Source organism: Paraburkholderia sp. SIMBA_054 (genome assembly GCF_046534875.1).
Classification (GTDB): Bacteria; Pseudomonadota; Gammaproteobacteria; order Burkholderiales; family Burkholderiaceae; genus Paraburkholderia; species Paraburkholderia hospita.
The window spans coordinates 135474-158703 of sequence record NZ_JAWRXV010000021.1; the positions used below are offsets into that span (position 1 = coordinate 135474).

The window sequence follows — 23230 nt, forward strand, 5'->3', positions numbered from 1 at the left end:
CGCCGCGAGCGCACGTCTGTCGCGGCCTCCAACAAGTCATCACAGGTGGAACCATGCTCGAACTCCAGCGGTATTTCCCCGCGCTTTTACAGGGTGCCGGAATTACGCTCGTCCTCGCTGTGCTGTCCGTGGTGCTCGCGGTGTGCCTGGGCATGGCTGGCGCGGTGGCAAAGCTGTACGGCTCGCGGGCGGTCGTCTCGATGGCTTCGGCCTACACGACGCTGGTCCGCGGTGTGCCCGAGTTCGTGATGATGCTGCTCGTGTTTTACGGCGGGCAACTGATCCTCAACCAGCTGGCGTCATGGGTGGGTCTTCATGCACCGGACGTCAACGCTTTCGTTGCGGCCGTGTTGACTATCGGTTTCATCTTCGGCGCCTATTACACGGAGACGTTTCGCGGCGCGATTCTGAGCGTGCCGCGCGGCCAGATGGAGGCGGCGCGTGCCTACGGCTTTTCGGGCTGGCTTGCGTTCCGACGCATCCTGTTCCCGCAGATGATGCGCCTCGCGCTTCCCGCTGCCGTCAATAACTGGCTGGTTCTGCTCAAGGCGACGGCCATTGCGTCGCTGATCGGCCTGCACGACGTGATGTTCATTGCCGACCAGGCGGGCCGCACGACGCAGGCACCGATGACGTTCTACCTTGCGGCCTGCGCGGTGTATCTGGTGGTGACATCGGGCTCGACGGCCTGTCTTGCGCGCGCACGCACGTATCTTCACAGAGGTGTTCGGGAAGGGAGCCTGCACCGATGACATATGAACAGCTCGGACAACTGTTTGCTTCGTACGCGAGCGGCCTGTGGGTAACAGTTCAGCTCACGGTTTTCTCTCTCGTGCTGGGTTTGCTGATCGCCATTCCGCTCGCCGTGCTGCGTGTGTCGCCCAACCGTATCGTCAGTGGCCCTGTTGCGGTTTACACATGGTTCATGCGCGGCACGCCGTTACTCGCGCAACTGATGATCGTGTACTACGGGTTCGGCCAGTTCCAGTGGATGCAGGACGCGTGGCAGCGCGGCACGCCCATTCTTTCGTTGTTGCGCGATCCCTACGACTGCGCGCTGATCGCGCTGACGGCGAACACCTGTGCCTACACGACGGAGATTCTGGCGGGCGCATTGCGCGCAACACCGTACGGCGAGATCGAAGCAGCGCGAGCCTACGGCATGAGCCAGCTCACGACATGGAGAAGAATTCTTCTGCCCTCGGCGCTGCGCCGCTTCATTCCTGCGTATAGCAACGAAGTGATTCTGATGCTGCACGGTACGTCGCTTGTGAGCGCCATCACGATCGTCGATCTGACGGGCGTCGCGCGCGATTTCTATGCGAACTACTACGCGCCGTTCGAAGCATTCATCTCCGTCGGGACCGTGTACTTCGGGCTGACCACCATCATCACACTTCTGGTCCGCCTCACCGAACGCCGATACCTGGTTTATCTGCGCCCCCAGAACTTTGCCACACTCGCTAAAAGCTAGAACTCGCCATATGAATGCATTGACTGTCGAAAATCTGCACAAACGCTATGGCGATAACGAAGTACTCAAGGGCGTTTCGCTGTCCGCAAAAAGCGGTGACGTGATCAGCATGATCGGCTCGTCGGGGTCCGGCAAGAGCACGTTCCTGCGGTGCATCAACTTTCTCGAATCGCCGTCGTCGGGCCGCGTGAGCCTCAACGGAAATGAAGTACGCACCTCGACCAACGGAAGCGGCGAAATCCGCATCAGCGATCCCGCGCAACTGAGGCAAATGCGCACGCGCCTCGCGATGGTCTTCCAGCACTTCAATCTCTGGGCGCACATGACCGTGCTGGAGAACGTCATGGAAGCGCCGAGGCACGTGCTGAAGCTGACCAGGGCCGAGGCCACGGAACGGGCTGGGCGCTATCTGGAGCAGGTCGGCATGACGCGTTTCGCGGATGCTTACCCGTCGCACCTGTCGGGTGGACAACAGCAGCGGGTTGCGATTGCGCGGGCGCTCGCCATGGAGCCCGAAGCGCTGCTCTTCGATGAACCCACATCGGCGCTCGACCCGGAACTCGTCGGCGATGTGCTCAAGGTCATGCGCGATCTCGCGGAAGAGGGCCGCACGATGATCGTGGTTACGCACGAAATGGGCTTTGCGCGCGAGGTTTCCAACCATGTGGTCTTTCTTCATCAGGGTGTGATCGAAGAAGAAGGGCATCCACGTGAAGTCATGAAAACGCCGCGAAGCGAGCGCCTTCAGCGATTCCTGTCGGGAGCCATGAAGTAGTCCCAATGCCGCACGACGAGAACCCAAACGTGGATGAGACGAATCAAGGAACCAACCCATGCAAAACCTGAAACAGAACGACATCAATCACTACCTTCACCCGTACACCAATCTCAGTCTTCATCGCGAAGTCGGACCGATGGTGATCGAGCGCGGCGAAGGTGTCTACGTCTACGATTCCGAGGGCAACCGATATCTCGAAGGACTCGGCGGGCTTTTCTGCGCATCGCTCGGTTTTAGCGAAACACGGCTCGCGGATGCTGCCGACAGGCAGATGAGAAAACTGCCGTTCTATCATGCGTTCGGGCACAAGTCGTCGGAACCTTCCATTCTGCTGGCTGAGAAGCTGATTTCGATGGCGCCCGTGCCGATGTCGAAGGTGTTCTTCGCGAACTCCGGGTCCGAGGCCAACGATACGGCCGTCAAGCTGATCTGGTATTTCAACAACGCGATCGGCCGGCCGCAGAAGAAGAAAATCATCTCGCGTACACGCGCCTACCATGGCGTGACGATTGCGTCGGCGAGCCTTACGGGGCTGCAGAACAATCATCGCGACTTCGACTTGCCTATCGACAGGATTCTGCACACCGACTGCCCGCATTTCTATCGATACGGTTTGCCTGGCGAGAGCGAAGAGCAGTTCGCCACGCGCTGCGCCGAGTCGCTCGAACGATTGATTCTCGAAGAGGGCGCGGACACCATCGCGGCGTTTTTTGCGGAACCCGTCATGGCGTCCGGTGGCATGATCGTGCCACCTGCCACGTATATGGAGAAGGTTCAGGCCGTGCTGAAGCGCCACGACATTCTGCTCGTGGCCGACGAAGTCATCTGCGGTTTCGGACGCACGGGGAACATGTTCGGCTCGCAGACTTTCGGCATGCAGCCCGACATGATCACGATGGCCAAGCAGCTATCCGCAGGCTATCTGCCCATCTCGGCGTTGTTGGTCAACGAGCGCATCTATCGCGGCCTCGTCACTGAGAGCGAGAAGATCGGCACATTCGGTCACGGGTTCACGTACAGCGGTCATCCCGTGTGCGCAGCCGTCGCGCTGGAGACGCTGAACATTTACGAGCAGGACGGCATTCTCGAACATGTGAGAGCCGTCACGCCGCACTTCCAGGAGCGCGTGGCCGAACTTGGGCGACATCCGCTCGTCGGCGAAGCGCGTGGCGCTGGCCTGCTTGCCGCCGTCGAGCTGGTGGCGGACAAGGCGAGCAGGGAGCCTTTCGCGCCGTCCGAGGGCGTCGCGGCCTATGCCGGCACGCGTGCGTTGTCGCATGGACTGATCACGCGTGCGTTGGGCGACACCGTCAATTTCTGCCCGCCGCTCATCGTGACCCGCGCGCAAATCGATGAAATGTTCGATGCCGCGAAGCGCGCGCTCGACGATACGCTCGCATGGCGCAAGACGCTGAACAACAACTGATGGGACGGGCAAACAGCATGAGAGATTTCGAGCAACCGGGACGATCGCTGGTGATGTCGAAGGACGGCATGGCGGCGACATCGCATCCCGCTTCGACACTTGCCGCCGTGAAGATTCTGGAAGCGGGCGGCAATGCAATGGATGCAGCGATTGCGGCCTGCGCCGCGCAGTGTGTGGTCGAGCCCGGCTCGACGGGGATAGGCGGCGATTGCTTCGCGTTGTATTCGCGCGGCGGCGGCGACGACATCATCGCCTTCAATGGCTCCGGATGGGCGCCGCAGGCGGCCAGCGTGTCCGTGCTGCAGTCGATGGGCGTTTCGTCGATCGAGCGCCATTCGCCTCATGCGGTGACGGTGCCGGGCGCCGTCGACGCATGGGCGACGCTGGCGCGCGATCATGGCTCGATTCCGTTCAAGTCGCTGTTCGCCACGGCGATCAAGCTGGCAAGCGAGGGCTATGTCGTGGCGCCGCGCGCGGCAGCCGACTGGGCGAATCAGGCCGCATTGCTGCGGCTGGACAAGACGAGCCGCGAGCAGATGCTGATCGAAGGCGCTCCACCTGCGGCGGGAACGCTTCACCGGCAGCCGTTGCTCGCGAAGTCGCTGATGGCCATCGCCGAAGCAGGTCCGCGAGTGTTCTATGAGGGCTTTATCGCGGAGGATATGGTCGAGTGTCTGAAGAGTAAGGGCGGCCTGCACACGCTGGACGACTTCGCGCAGTATCGCGGCGAATACGTGAAGCCCATCAAGGCGAGCTTCCGCGGCTACGAGGTGCATGAGTGTCCGCCGAATGGGCAGGGCATCATTGCGCTGCTGATACTCAAGATTCTCGAAGGATTCGATGCGACCGACGATCCGCTCGGCGCTGACCGGCTGCATCGCGAGATCGAGGCGACGCGGCTTGCGTATTCGATCCGCGATGCGCTGCTCGGCGATCCGCGCGGCCAGCCGCTCGATATCGACTGGCTGCTGTCGGACGAAACCGTGTCGACACTGCGCGCCCGAATCTCACTCGAGCGTGCCATGACCGACGTGTCGACGTACCGTCCCGCCGATCACAAGGACACGGTCTATATCTGCGTCGTCGACAAAGATCGCAATTGCGCGAGCTTCATCAACTCGCTCTTTCATCCTTTTGGCAGCGGAATCATGGCGCCGCACAGCGGCGTGATGCTGCACAACCGCGGACAGAGCTTTGCCGTCGAAGAAGGGCATCCCAATGCCATCGCGCCGCACGCAAGACCGATGCACACCATCATTCCCGGCATGGTCACGAAGAACGGCAAAGTGCAGATGACCTTCGGCGTGATGGGCGGCCACTATCAGGCGATGGGGCACGCTCACTTTCTGTCGAAGGTGCTGGACTACGGGCTGGACATGCAGTCGGCCATCGCATTGCCGCGCGTGTTTCCGCAACCGGGCACGGGTGTCGTCGAAGCTGAATCTACGTTGCCGGCGGCAACGCGTGACGAACTGACCCGGCGCGGATTCAGGCTGGCGCCGCCGAACTGGGCCATCGGCGGCGCGCAGGCGATCTGGATCGACTGGGAAAACGGTACGCTTGCCGGTGCGTCGGACCATCGCAAAGACGGCTGCGCATTGGGCATCTGACCAGTCCCGGCGGGTACGACCGGCTGCACGCCACTACGTCGATGTGTATAGGGTTTATACCTATTCCAACAACATTCAATTGTTCTACGAGGGCTTAATTACGAGCCGCCTCCGGCCTAGACTTGCATCACTGAAACGCAAACGGGTGTTTGCGAAGCAATCAAAGCCTGGAGGTAAGTATCATGAAACTCGTTCAATCGCTCGTTGTTGCTGCTGCCCTCGCAATCCCCGCTGTCTCGTCGTTCGCCCAATCCAACGAAGCGGCCGCACCAATCAATACGCAGGCCGCGCATACGGTCGCGGCTGCTGGGGATGTCGGCGGCGTCGCCGATGGCACGTCAGCGTCGGGTAGCCATCACGAACTGCGGTCGCTCCGCAGCGCTGTTTCCCGCGTGGGCCACAAAATCGAAGGCTCGATCCGCCCGGATGCAAATGATGGAATGAAGCCGGTGTATTTCGGTTCGTAAATCCCGGATTGATTGCAGGGGCGACTATCGACGTATCGGTGTCTGACAGTTGTCGCCCCGTTGAGGTATTCGCTTCGAGACGCGCAGGCTTGCCTGCGCGTGTCTGTTTTCGTTCTTCTGCTATCTCGCTGCACCCTGCAAGGTCATTCAATAAACGCGGGACAGAAAACCCTGGATCTGCGCCACCACACCCGCGCCTTCACCCACTGCCGAAGCGACACGCTTGGTCGACCCTGAGCGAACATCGCCAATCGCGAAAACACCTTCGACGCTCGTCTGCAACGATATCGACAGCATGTTCGCATCGGGAAGATCGATGCCCGTCCGTACGAAACCGTGGTTGTCGAGCGAGATGCCGCATGTGTTGAGCCAGCTCGTGTTGGGATCCGCGCCGATGAATACGAACAGGTGATGGATGGTCATATTCCCTTCGATTCCCCCGGCGCCGCGATAGTGCACACGTTCGAGACGCTCGGTTCCTTCGAGCGCGGTGAGTTCGACCCGCGTATGAACCGTCACGTTCGGCAGCGCCAGGACGCGCTCGATCAGGTAGTGCGACATGCTGTCCTCGAGCTTCGCGCCTCGAATGAACATGTGCACATGCTCGGCGTGTGATGCGAGAAACACGACAGCCTGTCCCGCCGAATTACCACCTCCGATCAGCAACACTGGCTCTTTGCGGCATAGCTTTGCTTCGATCGGCGTAGCCCAGTAATAGACGCCACGGCCTTCGAAACGCTCAAGATCCTCGACGACGGGTCGCCGGTACTCTGCGCCCGTCGCGATGACCACAGTGCGCGCGGTGATTCGATGGCCATTGGTAAGCTCCACGACGGGCGGTTGCTTGTCGCAATACAACGCCTTGACCTCGCACGGGATGCCGATATGCGCACCGAACTTCTGCGCCTGAACGAAAGCGCGGTCCGCGAGCGCGTGACCCGTGATGCCCGTAGGGAAACCGAAAAAATTTTCGATGCGTGCGCTCGCGCCGGCCTGGCCACCGGGTGCGCGACAGTCGAGCACCGCGACCGACAATCCCTCGGATGCTGCGTAGACGGCTGCCGCCAGTCCAGCGGGACCCGCGCCGACGATTGCCACGTCATAGACATGGGCCGGGTCGAAGTCGGGAATCAGTCCAAGACACGACGCAAGTTGCCCCTCATCAGGGTTGCGCAGCACCGTGCCGTTTGGACAGACAACGAGCGGAAAGTCATCCCGATGAGGTGTCAGTCCTTCGAGTAGCGCGACGGAATCGGCGTCCTGTTCCGCATCGAGTGTGACGTTTGGATACGTGTTTCGGCGCAGGAAATTCTGCAACGCGAGCAGCCGGGGATTCCCGGGCGCGCCGACCAGAACGGCGCCGTTCACGCGTTCCATTGCAACGAAGCGCCTGAGAATCAGCGCGCGCATGATCTTTTCGCCCAGCTCGGCTTCACCGATCAGAAGCGGACTGAGGTCGTCGGGCCGGACCAACACAGCTTCGACATCTTCAATGACACAAGAATCCACGAAGGAAGGCTTGTTCGAAAACTGGTTCACGTCGGAGGTGAATTCGCCGCGGTGCGTGAAAGTGTGAATGATCTGCTCGCGGCCGAGGCCATCGCGGGCGACAGCCCGGATCTTGCCCGACAGCAGCACAAACATGCCCGGGGTGCGCTCTCCAACGCGATAGATCATTGTGCCTTTGGGGTAGCGCGACACTCTGCCAAAGCGCCGAACTCTGCTGATTTCAGCTTCCGTGAGGATGGGAAACAGTTGCTGGAGGCGTGGATGACTGCGCACGAACGGGGCGTCGGTCACCGTATCGTCGTCGCTGCGGGTCTCGCCTTCTGCGGGCCGAGGGAAGGGCGTAGCGCCGCCCGGTATGGACTCGTTGCTCATCACTCATCCTCCTCCAGCGGCTAGCGAGTGAAACTGCGGCCGACACGGTCAAGCGCGTCGCTATCTGAACGAACCAATGACTGACGACCTTCGGCTGCCGATAACAGCCTGAACGAAGCATCTCAAGCGAGAGGGCGCTGCTGAGTGAAATTTTCGGCTTGGAACTCGCTGCGGAAGGTGGTGCGCAACTCAGCTTTGATGCGGTCCCGCAGGTCTGCGTTGCCTCGGGGCCAATCTTGCCGAGGAAATGGAGCGGCAGCCATCCTCCGATTCCCCATACCATGCCAACGCGGGCCATTCGCGTGCCCTTGACGAGAGGCCGTTGTTTGCCATCGGGTCGAAGCGGGCGTCATGACGTCGCTTGACGCGTGCAGGAACAATCGACGAAAAATGCCTCACACGCACGCCGTTAAGCAGGATTTGGATCGTCTCAACGCGTAATCTTATCGACCTGGCGAATGCCGCGCATCCAAAGTGTCATCGAATCGGCTCGCGATGCCAGGTCTCCCGAATAGTGAAGCAACGGAATCGAGATATCTGCTCGATTGCGTTGCGGAATTTTTCAGATCTATTTCGCAGGGACACTGATGTCGGTGATCAATTAACGGGAAAAACGAGCGCTATTACGTATCGTGATACTCTGCGAGGCGACTATTCGTTTGATCCATAAGAACAGACTAAGTCTTTGCTTTGCGGATGAAACGTTCGGTATTATTTGCCTGAGTCAGTGTTTTGACTGATGGTTTCGGGTCGGTCACGGAACTGCACCGCGGACGCCCTAGAGGGCCGCCAACGACGATATTGTCTGGGCTTGACAGGCGGTGAGCGCGTCAAGGTTGGCTGGTTCGCCTTCCTTGAGCGCTCGTCCGATTATCTTGCCCTTTCTCGCAGCCACATATGGCGGAAGGTGTCTCAAACTCTCGATGAAGGTCAGATGTGAGACGACTGCGCTCACGGAGCTTTTGACACGAAAGCCGACTAGGACGTTGCTCTTGTTCAGTCGACCGTCCGCATGGACAGTTCGGCCTCCTTGATGTTCGCTACCGGTTGAAGAATCGAACCATCGAATGTTCTGGGTTCACGTTTTTGCAACAGCACTTTCGGCAAGTCAGGGTTGGCTAGCGCGCCGCGTCCTATCGTCACCAGATCTGCACCGTTTTCCAATGCGTTGGCGATTCGATCCGCTGTATGCAAGTTGCCATTCGCAAGGATCGTGACGTCCGGTGCATAGCGACGGGCCAGCGCGATGAGGCTATCTGTCTCGCCTTCGAATGCAGGCTGCCACGCTTCGTGTTCAGTGACGTGAATGAAGTCTGCGCCTGCAGCGGCCAGCGTGCCGAAGATCACTTCGGCATCGCTTCGCGCACCCGGCCACTTCGCCGTGAAATCATTGACTTTGCCTTGGGAGATTCGAATGCCGACGGGTACTGCGTTTCCAATGCCCAGTTTCACTTCCTTTACGACGTCGGCGAGCAACTGGACGCGCGCATTCGTGTCTCCGCCCCAACGGTCTGTTCTGCGATTGGTCTCTGCCGTCAGGAACTGGTCGAGCAGATAGCCATTGGCGCCGTGAATCTCCACCGCATTGAAGCCTGCGATATTCACAGCGCGCCGGGCAGCGCTCACAAAGCCCTCTACGACCTCATCAATTTCGCGCGCTGTCATCTGCCTCGGTTCCGGGTAGAGGCCCTCGCCAAAGTAGAACTCCATCTGCTTGCCTTTAGGACGCACTGCTGACGGTCCCACAGTGCCCGTTCGATAGAAATTGCCTTGACTCAGCGCGCCTGCATGCATGAGCTGTGCGACGACATGCGCGCCCCGCTTCTGCATGTCCCGGATGAAAGCCGTCCAGCCCCGGGCTTGCTCGTCGTCCGCCAGGCCCGGCTGAAACCGGTATCCTTGCGAGAACGCCTTGTCGGTATAGATTCCCTCAGTTGTCACGAGACCGAAGCCGCCTTCCGCAAAGCGCAGGTAGTAGTCGAACATGGTCTGCGTCGGATGACCGTTTTCGGTGGCGGTAATGCGGGTCATCGGGGCGACTGCAAGGCGGTTTCTCACTGCGATGCCGTCGCGTTGATATGGGGAAAGGATCAGGGAAGTCGTATCGGTCATTTTGCTGCTCGCGTCGAAGAGAAGGTGAGTGCATGGTAGGCGCCACGAGCACCGGGAAACAGACATGGGAATGTGAAGCCGCTCTAACACTTTTGGATATAAACGATGCTTCTTCCAGACGTTCGAACCTTTCTGGCTGTCGCATCGGCGGGAAGCCTGTCTGCTGCGGCCCGACAACTCGACGTCGTGCCGATGCAGGTGTCACGACGGATAGCGGCGCTGGAGGAAGATCTTGGCGTGCGCCTTTTTCATCGGACGACCCGATCGCTGACCTTGACCGCCGAGGGCGAAGCTTTCATCCCGTATGCCAGAGCGATGGCAGACGCAGAGACGGGCGCGCGAGCCGAACTCGGCCCATCACCGGGCAGTGCGTCGGGGGTGCTGCGCATGACGGCTCCAAGCGGTTTCGGGCAGTCGGTCGTGTTACCGATGCTCCCCGCTTTACTGGAAGCGAATCCTGACCTTCGTATCGATATCGATCTGTCTGACCGTCAGGTCGATATCGTGGGACAGGGGCTTGACGTGGCGTTGCGGATTGCGCCGCTGGAAGATTCCGAACTGGTGGCGAAGAAGATCGCGCCAAACCCTCGACTGATCTGTGCGGCGCCCGCGTATCTGAAGAAGCATGGGCGTCCTGCCAGAGTTTCCGAACTGGACGATCACGCCTGCATCCGGTTGAGCGCGGTGAGGCAGTGGCCGCTCATCGTGAACGGAGCATTGATACGCAAGCACGTGGACGCTTACGTCACTACAACCAGCGTCGAAGCGGCACGCACGGCTGCCGTGCAAGGGCTGGGACTTGCCCAGTTGACCTACTGGGACGTATTTCGACAGTTGGCCGACAAGTCGCTGGAGCAGATTCACCTGGAGGACGCGACGATGGAGGATCTGTCGGTCTGGGCCGTCATGCCGAGCCGACGTTATGTGCCGAACCGGGTGAGTGTTTTTCTTGACGCACTTCGAAATCAGATCGCCGAGCTTGGTCGAAGCCTCGGTCGCGCACCGTCATGAGGTTCCGGATTCGGCCATGAAGGGTCACTCGCGTTTTGTGCCACTCTGACATTCAGACGGCGGCGCAGTCCGGCAAAGCGGCCATTCGATCTCTGTCTCCCACATTGTTAGGGTAAGGCGAGGCCTTGCTGTCACGCGTCGATCGGACGGCGCCGGGCACCGAGCACGTCGCCGTGCCCCACGGGAAGCATGTCGTCCTGTCGAAATAGAATAACCCGCGCGGGATGCCGCGTTCGACGTGACCACGGCCTACTCACGGTCGGCGCCTGCCGGTGCTTCGCGATTGGCGTAGATCGATATCCGGCCACGAACGGATGCTTCCAGGACGGCCCTTCCCAGCACAAAATCGCCGGGGCAACGGGCGCGCACCCATTACCTAGGCGGCATATCGGATGATGCTCTGATTTTGAACGTTTGCGACCAACTCGTCGGCACGAGATAAAAGCCGAAGGAGCAATGGAGTCGTATTTGCGTTGTTGTATCCCAAGACGAGATCGATTGTCGGAGGCACGTCGTCAAGCGCCCGGGCAACAACATTCGGTGTCAGCATATTTTGCGCATACAGGGGGATAAGCGTGACGCCACCCGTGGACGTGACGAGTGACATTGCCGACGGCAGATTCTCGCCTTCATACTCCGCCCTGAGCGTGATCCCGACTTTCGATGCGTAATCCTCAATCACGGATTTCAATACCGGAGACGTCCTCGCTGAACTGACGTAAATTTCGCGGGCAAGATCCTGCGGCCGAATCTTTTTGCGTGACGTCAGGCGATGATCCGCCGGCAGCACGGCGATCAGGGGCTCCTTTGCCAAGAACTTGAAGGACAGGCCAGAGGTTTGCGTCTCCGGGCGAAGAAAGGCAACGTCCAGTTTCCCTCGCATCAGCCTGAGAGCAAGTTCTGGGGAGGACTGACTGCACAGCGTTATTTCGGCCTCAGGCGCCTCCTCCCGGAGGATGCGTAGAGCATGGGGTAGCCACACCAACTTCCTGCCCGGCAAGGAAACCCATGGACAAGACAGGCTTTTCCGGCTGTTCCGCCCGCCGCGCGCCGTCAGTAGCCGCTTCAACTTGCAACAGCGCCAGGCGCGCGTGATCAAGGAAAACTCTCCCGGCGGCGGTGAGCGCCACGCCACGTGCCTGGCGCTCCAGCAACTTCACACCGACTTCGGATTCCAGGTCGCGAATCTGCCGGCTCAACGACGGCTGCGACGTGTGCAGTCTCCGCTGAGCGGCCGTCAATAGGCTGCCTTCCTCCGCAACGGCAACGAAATATCGCAAATGTCGAAGTTCCATTGGATCTCCGATATGCCTTCAAGGCATAGGTAAAGTCTTACAAAGCCTTTGTCCTCAGGGAAAGGGACGCCTATCTTTGCAGTAGCTTCCGTCTATGCATCGACGGAAGCACCGCAGTCAAACGAGTCGAATCCTGGAAGGAGAGGGCAATGTCTATAGATTCCAAGCTTAGCATCGTGTTTTGCCACGGCACTCCATCGCAGCGTTGTCGGAGTGCGCTCCGCTCGCACGTTTTCAGATGCGCATTGTGAAATAAGACTTCGAAAGAAGCCGCTGGCAGCGTTCTCGATGCCTCGCGGAGCACCAACACTTCAATCAATCTCTTATAGGAGGTACCAGCGATGCCTACGATCACCACTCCGGACGGCGTAAAGATCTTCTACAAGGACTGGGGGTCCGGTCAGCCGATCGTCTTCAGCCATGGCTGGCCCCTGTCGGCCGACGACTGGGACGCCCAGATGATGTTTTTCCTTCACCACGGCTACCGGGTGATCGCCCATGACCGGCGTGGGCACGGTCGGTCCGAGCAAGTCGGCACCGGCAACGACATGGACCACTGGGTCGCCGACCTCGCTGCACTGACCGAACACCTCGGCGTCCGCGACGCGATCCACATCGGGCACTCCACCGGCGGCGGCGAGGTGGCCCGCTACGTCGCTCGCCACCAGGAGCGGGTCGCCAAGGCAGTGCTGGTGGCCTCGTTGACGCCGAACATGGTGAAAACCGACGCGAACCCTGCAGGTCAGCCGCGGGAGTGGTTCGACGCGGTTAAGTCAGGCGTGCTTGGCAACCGGTCGGAGTTTTACCGGGCAGTCCCGGAGGGTCCGTTCTATGGATTCAACCGTCCCGGCGCCAAGCCGTCTGAGGCGGTGATCGCGAACTGGTGGCGCCAGGGCATGGCCGGCAGCGCCCAGGCCCACTACGAGACCGTATTCTCCTGGCTGGAGGACTACACCGAAGATCTGAAGAAGATCACTGTGCCGGTACTGGTCATGCATGGCGAAGACGACCAGATCGTCCCGTTCGCCAGTTCGGTGCCCCGCGCGGTCGACCTGCTCGCGAACGGTGTGCTGAAGACATACTCTGGCTTCCCGCACGGCATGCTGACTACCCACGCGGACGTCCTCAACCCCGACCTTCTCGAGTTCATCAAATCCTGACGGGACGCCAGCCTGAACCAGAACCAGGCAATTCGAGTGGCGCGCTCCACGGGTGCGCCACTCGACCTACGTGTCCGCTTCGGGTCGGTTTCGAGCGTTCGCTGTCGGACCCGATGCGGCCAATATCGGTCTGTCGGCGCGCATCGCGCGGCAGGTTGCCGTGATAAGGGACCGAGGCATATCGTCCTCTGAATTTGCGTTCAGGATGGGTAATGACGTGGACCTGATTCGTGAACTGCCTGGCTGGCCAGTAAGCCATCCCGCCGGAACCACAACTCAGCCGTTAAGAAACAGGTTCTTATCCTTACGCGTACGCCCGTCATCGCTAGTCAGTATCCTGGACGGCGCCCGCTTGAGTCAGTTGATCGTCAATCTGCTAGAAGGATCAGGGCTTTGGCGCGACCTGCACAATAACCTTGCCGAAGTTATGTCCTTCCAGCATGCCGAGAAATGCCGCTGGCGCCTTCTCCAGACCTTCGACGATATCTTCCTTGTAACGAATCCGTCCTTCGCCGATACCGTCGGACACGATACGCAGAAACTCGGGATAGTGTTCGTCGGCAAACTCGTAGTTGATGAAGCCTCGCACCAGCAGGCTTTTTGTCAGTATCTGGCGCATCGTGGCCGCAAGCTGGTCGTTGGCGTTATTCCGATCGCCGCCGTATTGCGCGATGAGGCCGCACACTGGCACACGCGCGAAGCGGTTGAGCAGAGGCAGTACTGCCTGCCATATCTTGCCGCCGACGTTCTCGAAGTACACATCGATTCCATCCCGACAAGCCGCAGCCAACTGTTCGGCCATGTCAGGCGCGCGATGGTCGATCGCGGCGTCGAAGCCGAGTTCGTCCAGCAGGTAGCGGCATTTCTCCGAACCGCCGGCGATGCCGACTGCCCGCGCCCCGGCTATCCGCGCGAGCTGTCCGACGAGCGAGCCGACGGGACCACTGGCCGCCGCAACCACGACGGTGTCGCCGGGTTTGGGCTTGCCGATCAATATGAGGCCGGCGTACGCGGTGAATCCCGGCATGCCGAGCACGCCGAGCCGGGCTGAAGGTGCCGAGAGAGCGGGGTCGACCTTGCGCACTCCCGTACCGTCGATCACCGCATAGTCGCACCATCCGGTTGGAGCGAGCACGAGTTCACCTGCGCGATAGTCGGGATGTCTGGATTCGATCACCTCGGCCACGGCTTCCCCGACCATCTTGTGATCGATTTCGACCGCCGGCGCATACGACTTGCGCGCATCCATCCGGCCTCGCATGTACGGGTCGAGCGACAGGTACAAAACACGAAGCAGCAGCCCGTTCGGTGGCGTGTCCGGCAGCGTGGCTTGCTCAAGACGGAAATTGTCGACGGTCGGCTGTCCATCGGGACGAGAGGCGAGAACGATCTGTTTGAACGTGGCTATGGTCATGGTGGATATCCGGGCCGTCAGCACGCCGGCCCGTCTGTTTCTATTGCAATACCGCAGCACAAAGTTTCGCCAGTCGATCGTCGAGTGAGCGGCCTTGAACGTCGATCTGGGCGCTGTGGAACTGGCTGAGTTGGGTCGAAGGCTTATCGTACTCGATCGTCGTACCACCCTGTGCGTTCTCGTACACCATGATGCGCAATGGCGCGTACAGTCCCGCCGCCATATTGACGCTGGTCATTTCAGTCGCGGTGAGAATGTTGCCGGTGAAATACTCGGTGCCGTTCCTGCGCTGTCCTTTCAGCACGAGCCAGTCCCCATGCAGCCCAATGTAGTGGATCACAAGCCCGTCGTTGCCAGCGGCTTTCTGAAGGGCGGTGCGCAATTCGTCGACCTTGTCCTGCTTCAGCAGCGTGCGGATATGATCGTCGAGTCGACCAAGACGGCTCTCCAGATCCTGTTTGACGAGCGCATAAGGTTTGCTGGACGAGACGGTCACATGATCGATAATCGTCTTTGTTTCCGATACCTCGACGCTCGCCGCCATCGCGGACGCACAGAACGCGCTCATGCTGATCGCAGCAATGGCGGCGGTAGTCAACGCAAGTCGTGAAGCGGCAGTACGTAAGTGAATCACTGGGTGTCTCCATGTTGGACAGATAGTTGGCTTGAGCGCTCTCGCGTCAGTGTTTCGACGCGGCTTCTGCGCCAAGGCCGCTTAGCATTCGAAGTTGCTGCGCATCGAAGGAGCCGTCGCCGGTGTTCTGACGTGTCGTGACCGATCCGATCCAGCCCGCGATAAAGCCCACGGGAATGCTGAACAGACCGGGATTCGAGAGCCAGAAGGGCGGGGTGGAATCCTTGAAGATGATGCCTTTCGCTCCGATAACGGCCGGACCCAGCAGCACGAGGCCGATCGAGGAAAGGGTGCCGGCGAGTACCGCGGCCACTGCGCCTCGATCCGTAAAACGCCGCCAGTACATCGAGAAGAGAACCACGGGCAAGTTTGCGCTTGCCGCGATGGCAAACGCGAGCCCTACGAGAAACGCGACATTGAAGGTCTTCACGAGCAGCGCGAGTCCCATGGCGGCGATACCGAAGACTATCGTGGCGATCTTCGCGATCACGACCTGCCGACGTTCCTTGCCGCGCGACGCCGAGAGGAGATGGCCGAAGATGTCGTGAGAAATGGTCGAGGCCGAGGAAATCATGATGCCCGAGACGACGGCGAGAATGGTTGCGAAAGCAATTGCCGAAACGCACGCGAGCAGAAGTTCGCCACCGGCAGAACCCGCACCGCCGCCAAGTGTCGTGGCGAGCAACGTGATGGCACTGTTTCCTGAACTGTGTGTCGCGAGAATCGCCGCCGGTCCCACGATCGCGGTGGCAGAAAACCCGAGCACGATCATCATGACGGCAAAGGACGTCATCACGATCAGGCCGATTTTCGCTGACTTTCTCGCCGCGACGGCGGACGGCACCGTGTAAAAACGGGTCATGACGTGCGGCAGGCCTGCTGTGCCCAACGCCAGGGCGAGCGTGAGTGACAGCGTATCCAGCGGGTCCTTGAAGTAGCCGCCGGGCACGAAGTACTGCGCTGGGTGCAGCGATGACAGGCGTGCCTTGTTGAATAGCGCGCCCACGTCGAAGGAGAAATGCGCCAGAGCAAGCAGCACGAGCACCGCGCCGGCAGTCCAGACGAGGACGGCCTTGACGATCTGCACGTAAGTCGCGGCCACCATTCCGCCAAACAGCACATACGCGATCATGAGTACGCCGATCAGCACGATCGCGGCGTTGGCGCCGATCGGCAATAGCAGACTGGCCAGCGCGCCAGCGCCGACGAGTTGCGCGAGCAGATAGGCTAACGAAATGATCAATGAAGAACCCGATGTGGCCGCTCGTACTGCGCGGCTGCGCAAGCGGAGTGCGACCACATCCGAGAGGGTGTATTTGCCGCAATTTCTGACCGGCTCCGCGACGATCAGCATGATCATGATCCATCCGGCGATGAAGCCAACCTGGTAGACGATGCCGTCGAATCCGAACAGGGAAACGAGGCCCGTCACACCAAGGAACGAGCCCGCGGACATGAAGTCTCCCGCCAGCGCGAGGCCGTTCTGAACCGGCGACAGATTGCGTCCGGCCACGAAAAAGCCGGAGGTTCCGCGCGATCGGCGGGCGCTCCATCCGGTCAGAATGAGGCTGAGTCCGATGAATCCCACGAAGGCGATGATTCTGAGTCCGCCATGACTGATCAGGTTATTCATGTCGATCACCGTCCGGTTGTGCAGACGCGCTGCGAAGCAGTTCGGCCGCTTTCGGGTCGTAGGTTTGCTCGGCCCATGCGCAGTAGCCCCAAAAGGTAGCGATCGTGAGCGCGAACTGAATGACTACCGCAAGCAGTCCAAGGTTGAGTTCGCCGTAGACGGATACGGACATCGCGCCAGGAAACTCCAGCACTGCGATCAACAGGCCAAAATAGATTCCCAGTGAGGTGTAAAGCAATGACCATACGAAGCGGTTCCGGAACTTTGCGAGCGCTTGCGTCTTCTCGACGAGTGACGAGCCGGATGATCTGACTTTCGTCACGTTTTGCCTCTCGAATTCCGCGTTGATTGATTCCATCGATTGCATGTCGGGTCTCCTCCGTTATGGTCGTCATGACAGACATCTGAAGTGGTCATCGCGAGCGCTTTGCCGGCAAGACTTCGCCGCGGCTCTCTCCAAATCCGATTCGTGCAAAGCCTGCTTTTTCGCAGTAGCCGCGCAGAATAATGGCGTCGCCATCCTCCACATAGCTGCGCTGTTCACCCGTACCCAGCGTGACGGGCTCGCTTGCGTTGCGTGCAAGTTCCATCAGCGCGCCGGCCTCCGATCTCTGCGGGCCTGAAATGGTGCCGCTACCAAGCAGGTCTCCCGGACGCAGATTGCAGCCGCCCACGGCGTGATGCGCGACCATCTGCGCGATGCTCCAGTACTGATGCTTGAAACTCGTGCGTGAGAGTTGCGTTGCCGGGAGATTCCCGGCTCTATGGCGAGAAGTCTCCATGCAGACTTCCAGTTGGATATCGATGGCGCCCGTCGTGCTGTTACGGTCAGAATCCAGATAAGGCAGCGGCTTTCCATCCGCGTCCGGGCGCGGCGGGGGAAGCCTGAAGGGCGCCAGTGCCTCCATGGTCACGATCCATGGCGAGATCGTGGTGGCAAAATTCTTTGCCAGAAACGGTCCTAGTGGCTGCATCTCCCACGCCTGAATATCGCGCGCGGACCAGTCGTTGAGCAGACATAGCCCGAATACATGACTGTCGGCCTGATCGAGATCGATCGGCTCGCCAGCTGCATTGCCTTGTCCAATGTAGATGCCGAGTTCGAGCTCGTAATCCAGCTTGCGCGAAGGAGAGAAGATCGGCGCTTCTTCACCCGGAAGCATGATTTGACCCGCTGGGCGTCGGAACCGCTGACCACTTATTCCGATGCTTGAAACCCGGCCGTGGTATGCGATGGGTATCGACTTGAAGTTGGCGCCGACACCGTTCATGCCGAGTAGCTTGCTGATGTTGGCCGCGTGATGAATCGAGGTGTAGAAGTCCGTGTAGTCGCCGATCTGCGCAGGCAGGCTGTGTTCCACTTCCGATTGCGGGATCAGACATGCCTCGATTGCCGCACGATCCTCCGAAGGGGCGCGCTCGTGAAGCGCAGCGAATAGCGCGTGTCGCAAAGCTCGCCATGCGGAGGGACCCATTGAGAACAATGCATTGAGCACGGGCTGCGTGCATGCCCGCGCAGCCTCGCCCACGATTCCATTCAGACCGGCACGAGACGCCCACGCGGCGATGTCGATGACCTGATCGCCAATGGCGACCGCGCCCCGAAACGTCTCATCGACATTCCTTCTGCGGAAAACCGAAAACGGCAGGTTCTGGATTGGGAAGTCGCCTGCCTGTGCATTGGCGGACGCGACCCAACTGCGCGCAGCGGGGTCATGAGTCTGATTCAGAGTGTGTTGCATGTTCGTCTCGATTCATTCGGGAAGGTGCGAGTCGTGCGCATCAAGGCATCGACGTTCAGTCGAACGGGCGCGCCGGGCCGAGCCGGCTGAGAAGGATTCCACGTTCCTGCAAATCCCGAATGAACGCTGCGCTGAGCTTGCGCTCGGAGAGCACCTCGGCGTTATGCTCACCCTGGAAAGCGGGGCTGCCCGGCTGCGGCAACTCGGACTGGCTGAAATGCCACGGCGCGCCGGGCATGCGTGTCGTGCCGCCTGATCTGTCGTCGACATCGACTAGCGCACCCCATTCCTGCACCCACTCGGATTCGGCGAACTCGTTGACGCTGCGGACCACGCCAATGGCCAGCCCTGCTTCGCTGACCTGCGTCTGGAGCAGATCCAGGTCGTTAAACGTGATAATCCACGCGCGGACTTCGGCCAGTAAATCAGCAATGTTTTGCCGCCGCAAAAGCGCCGTGCCGAAGCGAGGGTCACTCAGCAGATCGTTGCGGCGCATCATCGCGCAATAACGCGAAAACATCGGCGTGTAGATTGGGCTGCCCGCTATGGTGAGTTGGCGTCCATCGGGCAAATCGAAGATGTGCGAATCGGGCGCCGAGAGAATGATCGGCTCGCCCTCGGTGTCGATTTCCGACAGTTGTGCGCCCACGCGTTCGTTGACTGACAGCATGGTGGCGGCCATCGAGACATCGACGTGTTGCCCCTCGCCGGTTCGCGCGCGATGCTGAAGCGCGGCCAGAATACCGATGACGCCGTGAAGTCCGGTGTACATGTCTGCGTGGCTGCATGCGTCGTTACGGACTTCCGTAAGCGCATCGCCGAAATGGTGCTGGACGATGTCCGTCAGTCCCGACTCGGCCTGCACGGTCGGCGCGAACGCAGGCCGGTTGCGCCATGAGGTCGATTGTCCATAGCCGCTCAAAGAGGCGTAGATCACGGACGGGTTGAAAGCGCGCACCTGCTCGTAGCCAAGTCCAAAGCGGTTCAGCGTCCCAGGACGAAAATTCTCGACGATGATGTCCGCGTCGCGGCACATGTCGACCATGATAGAACGTGCCTCTGGGAAGTTGAGATCGAGGCTCACGTTGCGCTTGCCGGCGTTCTGCTGCACGTAGTACAGCGACATGTCGCCGATATGCGGCATGCTCACGCGGCCGATATCGCCGGAGGGCGGTTCGATCTTGGTCACGGTGGCGCCGAGATCGAGAAGCGTCTTGGTGCAATGCGGTCCGGCCAGCACTCGCGTGAAATCGATCACACGAATACCTTCGAGCGGTGCTGACATGATCAGTCTCCCTTGAATTCGGCGGTGGCGGGCCCGGTCGCAAAGAACGAAGCGAAACCGCGTTCGCGATCGCCGGTCTTCCAGATCATGTTGTTGAGGTTGATCTGTTCCAGGTCTGCGCTGCGCACGCCACCATTTGCGGCGAGATTGGCCTGCTGCTTGATGCCGTTGAGGACTTTGGTCGGGCCCGCCGCCAGTTGCCGGGCGAACGACATGGCGGCAGTCTGCAGTTCGCCTTCGGGCACGACGTGATTGATGATTCCCCAGCGTTCGAATGCTTCCGCCGAATGCCGACGCCCGATCAGCGCGATTTCCTTGGCGCGCACGACACCCGCTCGCTGAACGAGTCGCTGCGTGCCGCCGAGCAGCGGAATCAGGCCCACGATGTTCTCGACCTGGCCGAAGTAGGCCGTGTCCGCAGCGACGATCATGTCGCAGGTGAGCGCCAGTTCGAGGCCGCCGCCAAGCGCGGCGCCGTGAACGGCGGCGACGGTCGGGACGGGTGCGTTCTCCAGCACGTCGAGGAACTCGAGGAATAGATCGGCGTCGTGCTGGATGACTGTCTTGCCATTGGTAAATGAGCTCATTTCCGCGCCTGCGGAAAAGTGCCGCATATCGCTTTTGAGCACGATCGCGCGGGCGCCTTCGGCGACTGCACCGCGATATGCGGCGAGCAGTTCCGCGATCATCGCGTCGTCGATCAGGTTGTGCGGTGGTTTGGCTAATGAAACGATTCCGACGGCGCCATCCATTTCAATCTTTACTGTGGTCATGGTTCTCTCTGCAATGTGCAATAGGCAAGGCAAAAGTCGCTGACAGCAGGCAGCGCTTGCCGCGCTGCACGCGTGTGGGGCGGCTGACGAGTCCGTTACCGATGGGTTATACGGAAGCCTTCAGCTGGAAGCGGCGGTCGTGTTGCATCGCCGCATGAGGGCCAATTGCGCCATCCGTGGATCCGGAATGGGCGCTGATCAGGGTCGTCGCGAGTGCGAGAGCGTGGTTGGCTGAGGGCATCAAGGCTTGTCTCCATCTGTTTTTCGGCTCGCGCCGTTGATGCTTACTATCTCAGCGAGCCTATTGGGCAGCAACGTTCAACCCTGCCAATTGCCGCGTCAAAGTGTGCCAACTGCGCTCGACGAAGATCCGGAAAATGTGCGAGCATTGTTCGCAACTGGAGTGAGGCATATCGTGCGTCCACCGAAAATCATCACGCCGTTGCATCCGGATCTCGATGCGCCGACGCAGAGTCTTCTTGGCCTGGCCGCGCTCGCCGCCGAATTGGCCGCGGAGGGCGTTTCCGTCAACAAACTGTTCGCGCACACTGGCGTCCACGCGAACCAGTTGGAGGATTCGCAGGCGAGAATTTCGCATCGTCAGCGTCTCGCCATTTATCGAAACGCCCAACGGCTCGCAACAAGGGCCGACGTCGGATTACTTGCGGGTGCGCGTCAGAGGATCAGTGACTTCGGCATATATGGCTATGCGATGGTCAGCAGTACGACCTTTGGAGATGCCCTTAAATTCAGCGTCGAAAATGTCAGGATGGCCGGCGCAGTGTTGCAGATCAGCTATTCCACCGAGGGGAACACTGGCATTCTGAGCAGCCACGGACTTGCATCGCTCGGCGACATGCTGCCGTTTGTCGCCGAATTCTGGCGAAGCTCGATGACGGTGCTGTTCAGCCGGGTGCTGGAAGCGCCTTTTCCGTCGAAGCGGATGGTAATGGCGTATCCGGCGCCGCCACACTGGCGAAATTACGAAAGGATGTTCGACTGTCCCGTGGAGTTCGGCGCCGATACGATGGAGTGGCATTTCGACGTGCATGTACTTGACCGCCCGTGTCCGAATGCGAATCCGATTACTGCGCAAATCTGCCAGCAGCTTTGTGATCGCATTCTCGAAGAACGGGATGGCATTCCCGAACTCCCGCGGCAGATCCGCATGGCCTGCCTGAACGCACCCGGCGTGTTCCCATCCGCCGAGAAGATGGCTGCACAGCTCGGCATGTCACTGCGAACCTTGCATCGACGGCTGGCCGACGATAACTACTCGTATCAGACCTTGTTGAACGATGTTCGCCGGTCGCTCGCCATCGAATTTCTGGAAAATACGAGGCTTCCCATTGATCAGGTCGCCGAGCGCATTGGATTTTCGGATGCAGCGAGCTTTCGCCGGTCTTTCAGGAAATGGACTGGAAATTCACCTAGCGTGTATCGGAAGGGTGTGGGCAAGGATGGGTGAGGGGCGTTGTCGTCTCCCTTTGGTTAATGACCTCTATTCACGTGACGCCGCTCGCACGACACCCGTCAGCGTTGACGCAAAATCGACAAAAATCTGGTGAAGCGGGACGCGTTGGGCGCACTAAGCTGCGCCTGTCGACGCGATAGCCTCGGGACGGAACGGGCCGGCTACGGAAACTCGTGCCTGAGGAATCGCGCGCGATCATATTCGCGATGCGAATATCCGAATGCGGCCAACAGCGGACATCGCCGCGATGACCCGCGATGACTCCCGACACAGTGAAGGTGTCTGTGATGAAAGGAACGCGAACGCCTTCTTGAGACAGGCGTCCAAATCCTCATCGCGCCAGATAGAAGTCCAAGGGGATAAGCTCCACGGCCCATCCGCCTTCTTCGCCCAGTGTGGCAGCCGGGTGCATGGACGCGATGCGTAACGCCTCGTCAGAGCTGTCCGCCTCGATGATGAATAGGCCGCCCACGACTTCCTTCGACTCGGTGTAAGGCCCATCGGTGATGCGCGTCTCTCCAGTGCGCGGGCGGAGCGTCCTCCACTTGTCCAGATCGCCAAGGGAGGCGGAAATCAGAACCTTGCCGGTAGCGCGCATCTTCTCGTCCAATGCCGGGCACTGGCTCACCAATTCCTTGATTTCGTCTGGCGCCATCGCGGCGAACTTTTCGGGGGAGAAGTAGGCCAGGCCGAGGTATTTCATGGGAGATCCTTTGAATGGGGTTCACTGACGACGAATCTGATGATCGGAAATCGACAATGCCCTAGCTAGTTTGTAGCAGGTCTCGCCAGCCTGTCCGCTTTAGGTCCCCCTCCTGCCCGACGTAGACAGATGGATGGGGAGAGACTTCAAGATTCGAGAGGACCGGGTTCGGCCATAACCGGTCCTTTCGATCGTGCAGTTGAATGACCGCACAGCTGTATGTAAGAGACATCGCTCTCCGTTGCCTTGGCGCGGCACGCTGTGCGGGGCAGGCATCGACCGTCGTCGAAGTACCGCGCGATCACAGCGCCAATGTCGCAAGTGAGATAACCGGCTGACAATCCAGCGCGTGTTCGAG

Annotated in this window: 19 protein-coding genes and 2 pseudogenes; 10 read left to right on the forward strand and 11 right to left on the reverse strand. The window is 60.0% G+C overall.

Annotation, left to right across the window (positions count from 1 at the left end; genetic code table 11):
- The first annotated feature begins 53 nt into the window (after positions 1-53).
- The 6 genes from SB822_RS25265 to SB822_RS25290 all read left to right on the forward strand — a co-directional run bounded on the left by SB822_RS25265 (position 54) and on the right by SB822_RS25290 (position 5755).
- Positions 54-752 carry an ABC transporter permease gene (locus SB822_RS25265; protein ID WP_009770731.1) on the forward strand — a complete coding sequence of 233 codons (699 nt, stop codon included), beginning with the start codon at positions 54-56 and terminating at the stop codon, positions 750-752.
- Positions 749-1474, forward strand: a complete 726-nt coding sequence (locus SB822_RS25270) for an ABC transporter permease (RefSeq protein ID WP_009770732.1) — start codon at positions 749-751, stop codon at positions 1472-1474. Before SB822_RS25265 ends, SB822_RS25270 begins: the two co-directional genes overlap by 4 nt.
- 10 nt (positions 1475-1484) lie before the next feature.
- Complete coding sequence (locus tag SB822_RS25275; RefSeq protein WP_007733277.1) at positions 1485-2249, forward strand: ABC transporter ATP-binding protein; 765 nt, start codon at positions 1485-1487, stop codon at positions 2247-2249.
- A 58-nt stretch (positions 2250-2307) separates the two neighbouring features.
- Positions 2308-3678 (forward strand): aspartate aminotransferase family protein, encoded by a 1371-nt coding sequence (locus tag SB822_RS25280; protein ID WP_086917833.1) that lies wholly within the window; start codon positions 2308-2310, stop codon positions 3676-3678.
- Between the two features lie 17 nt (positions 3679-3695).
- Positions 3696-5288 (forward strand): gamma-glutamyltransferase family protein, encoded by a 1593-nt coding sequence (locus SB822_RS25285; protein ID WP_410855882.1) that lies wholly within the window; start codon positions 3696-3698, stop codon positions 5286-5288.
- A 182-nt stretch (positions 5289-5470) separates the two neighbouring features.
- Positions 5471-5755 (forward strand): hypothetical protein, encoded by a 285-nt coding sequence (locus SB822_RS25290; RefSeq protein WP_079501516.1) that lies wholly within the window; start codon positions 5471-5473, stop codon positions 5753-5755.
- Between the two features lie 147 nt (positions 5756-5902).
- Here SB822_RS25290 and SB822_RS25295 read toward each other — a convergent pair whose 3' ends face one another.
- Together SB822_RS25295 and SB822_RS25300 are read right to left on the reverse strand one after the other, a co-directional pair.
- Entirely contained in the window at positions 5903-7636 is a 1734-nt protein-coding gene (locus tag SB822_RS25295; protein WP_410855883.1) for an FAD-dependent oxidoreductase, read from the reverse strand.
- Between the two features lie 996 nt (positions 7637-8632).
- Positions 8633-9748, reverse strand: coding sequence for an NADH:flavin oxidoreductase (locus SB822_RS25300; RefSeq protein ID WP_039902417.1), 1116 nt, complete (start codon positions 9746-9748; stop codon positions 8633-8635).
- A gap of 105 nt (positions 9749-9853) precedes the next feature.
- Between SB822_RS25300 and SB822_RS25305 the strand changes: the two are divergent.
- Positions 9854-9979: pseudogene (locus SB822_RS25305) on the forward strand (LysR family transcriptional regulator); the annotation flags it as partial.
- A gap of 84 nt (positions 9980-10063) precedes the next feature.
- On the forward strand, positions 10064-10759 hold the full coding sequence (locus SB822_RS25310) for a substrate binding domain-containing protein (RefSeq protein WP_410855898.1): 696 nt from the start codon (positions 10064-10066) through the stop codon (positions 10757-10759).
- A gap of 376 nt (positions 10760-11135) precedes the next feature.
- Here the strand turns inward: SB822_RS25310 and SB822_RS25315 are convergent.
- Positions 11136-12054: pseudogene (locus SB822_RS25315) on the reverse strand (LysR substrate-binding domain-containing protein).
- Between the two features lie 341 nt (positions 12055-12395).
- On the opposite strand from SB822_RS25315, the gene SB822_RS25320 reads away from it, so the two are divergent.
- On the forward strand, positions 12396-13214 hold the full coding sequence (locus SB822_RS25320; RefSeq protein WP_410855884.1) for an alpha/beta fold hydrolase: 819 nt from the start codon (positions 12396-12398) through the stop codon (positions 13212-13214).
- Between the two features lie 385 nt (positions 13215-13599).
- Here the strand turns inward: SB822_RS25320 and SB822_RS25325 are convergent, their stop codons facing one another.
- From SB822_RS25325 to SB822_RS25355, 7 genes are all read right to left on the reverse strand, one after another.
- A complete protein-coding gene (locus SB822_RS25325; protein WP_410855885.1) occupies positions 13600-14628 on the reverse strand; it encodes an NADP-dependent oxidoreductase in 1029 nt (342 codons plus the stop codon).
- Between the two features lie 40 nt (positions 14629-14668).
- On the reverse strand, positions 14669-15172 hold the full coding sequence (locus SB822_RS25330; protein WP_236674178.1) for a DUF302 domain-containing protein: 504 nt from the start codon (positions 15170-15172) through the stop codon (positions 14669-14671).
- Between the two features lie 136 nt (positions 15173-15308).
- Positions 15309-16895 (reverse strand): cation acetate symporter, encoded by a 1587-nt coding sequence (locus SB822_RS25335; protein WP_410855886.1) that lies wholly within the window; start codon positions 16893-16895, stop codon positions 15309-15311.
- Positions 16888-17262 (reverse strand): DUF485 domain-containing protein, encoded by a 375-nt coding sequence (locus tag SB822_RS25340; RefSeq protein WP_007741133.1) that lies wholly within the window; start codon positions 17260-17262, stop codon positions 16888-16890. The genes SB822_RS25335 and SB822_RS25340 overlap by 8 nt, the downstream gene beginning before the upstream one ends.
- Positions 17263-17308: 46 nt before the next feature.
- Positions 17309-18637 (reverse strand): fumarylacetoacetase, encoded by a 1329-nt coding sequence (gene fahA / locus SB822_RS25345; RefSeq protein ID WP_410855887.1) that lies wholly within the window; start codon positions 18635-18637, stop codon positions 17309-17311.
- Positions 18638-18692: 55 nt separating this feature from the next.
- Positions 18693-19922: a CaiB/BaiF CoA transferase family protein gene (locus SB822_RS25350; protein WP_079488330.1), complete on the reverse strand. Its 1230-nt coding sequence runs from the start codon at positions 19920-19922 to the stop codon at positions 18693-18695.
- Between the two features lie 2 nt (positions 19923-19924).
- A complete protein-coding gene (locus tag SB822_RS25355; RefSeq protein ID WP_079488331.1) occupies positions 19925-20695 on the reverse strand; it encodes an enoyl-CoA hydratase/isomerase family protein in 771 nt (256 codons plus the stop codon).
- A 304-nt stretch (positions 20696-20999) separates the two neighbouring features.
- On the opposite strand from SB822_RS25355, the gene SB822_RS25360 reads away from it, so the two are divergent.
- A complete protein-coding gene (locus SB822_RS25360; RefSeq protein WP_410855888.1) occupies positions 21000-22163 on the forward strand; it encodes an AraC family transcriptional regulator in 1164 nt (387 codons plus the stop codon).
- A 337-nt stretch (positions 22164-22500) separates the two neighbouring features.
- Here SB822_RS25360 and SB822_RS25365 read toward each other — a convergent pair whose 3' ends face one another.
- Positions 22501-22872, reverse strand: a complete 372-nt coding sequence (locus SB822_RS25365; RefSeq protein ID WP_079488332.1) for a YciI family protein — start codon at positions 22870-22872, stop codon at positions 22501-22503.
- Positions 22873-23230: the final 358 nt, after the last annotated feature.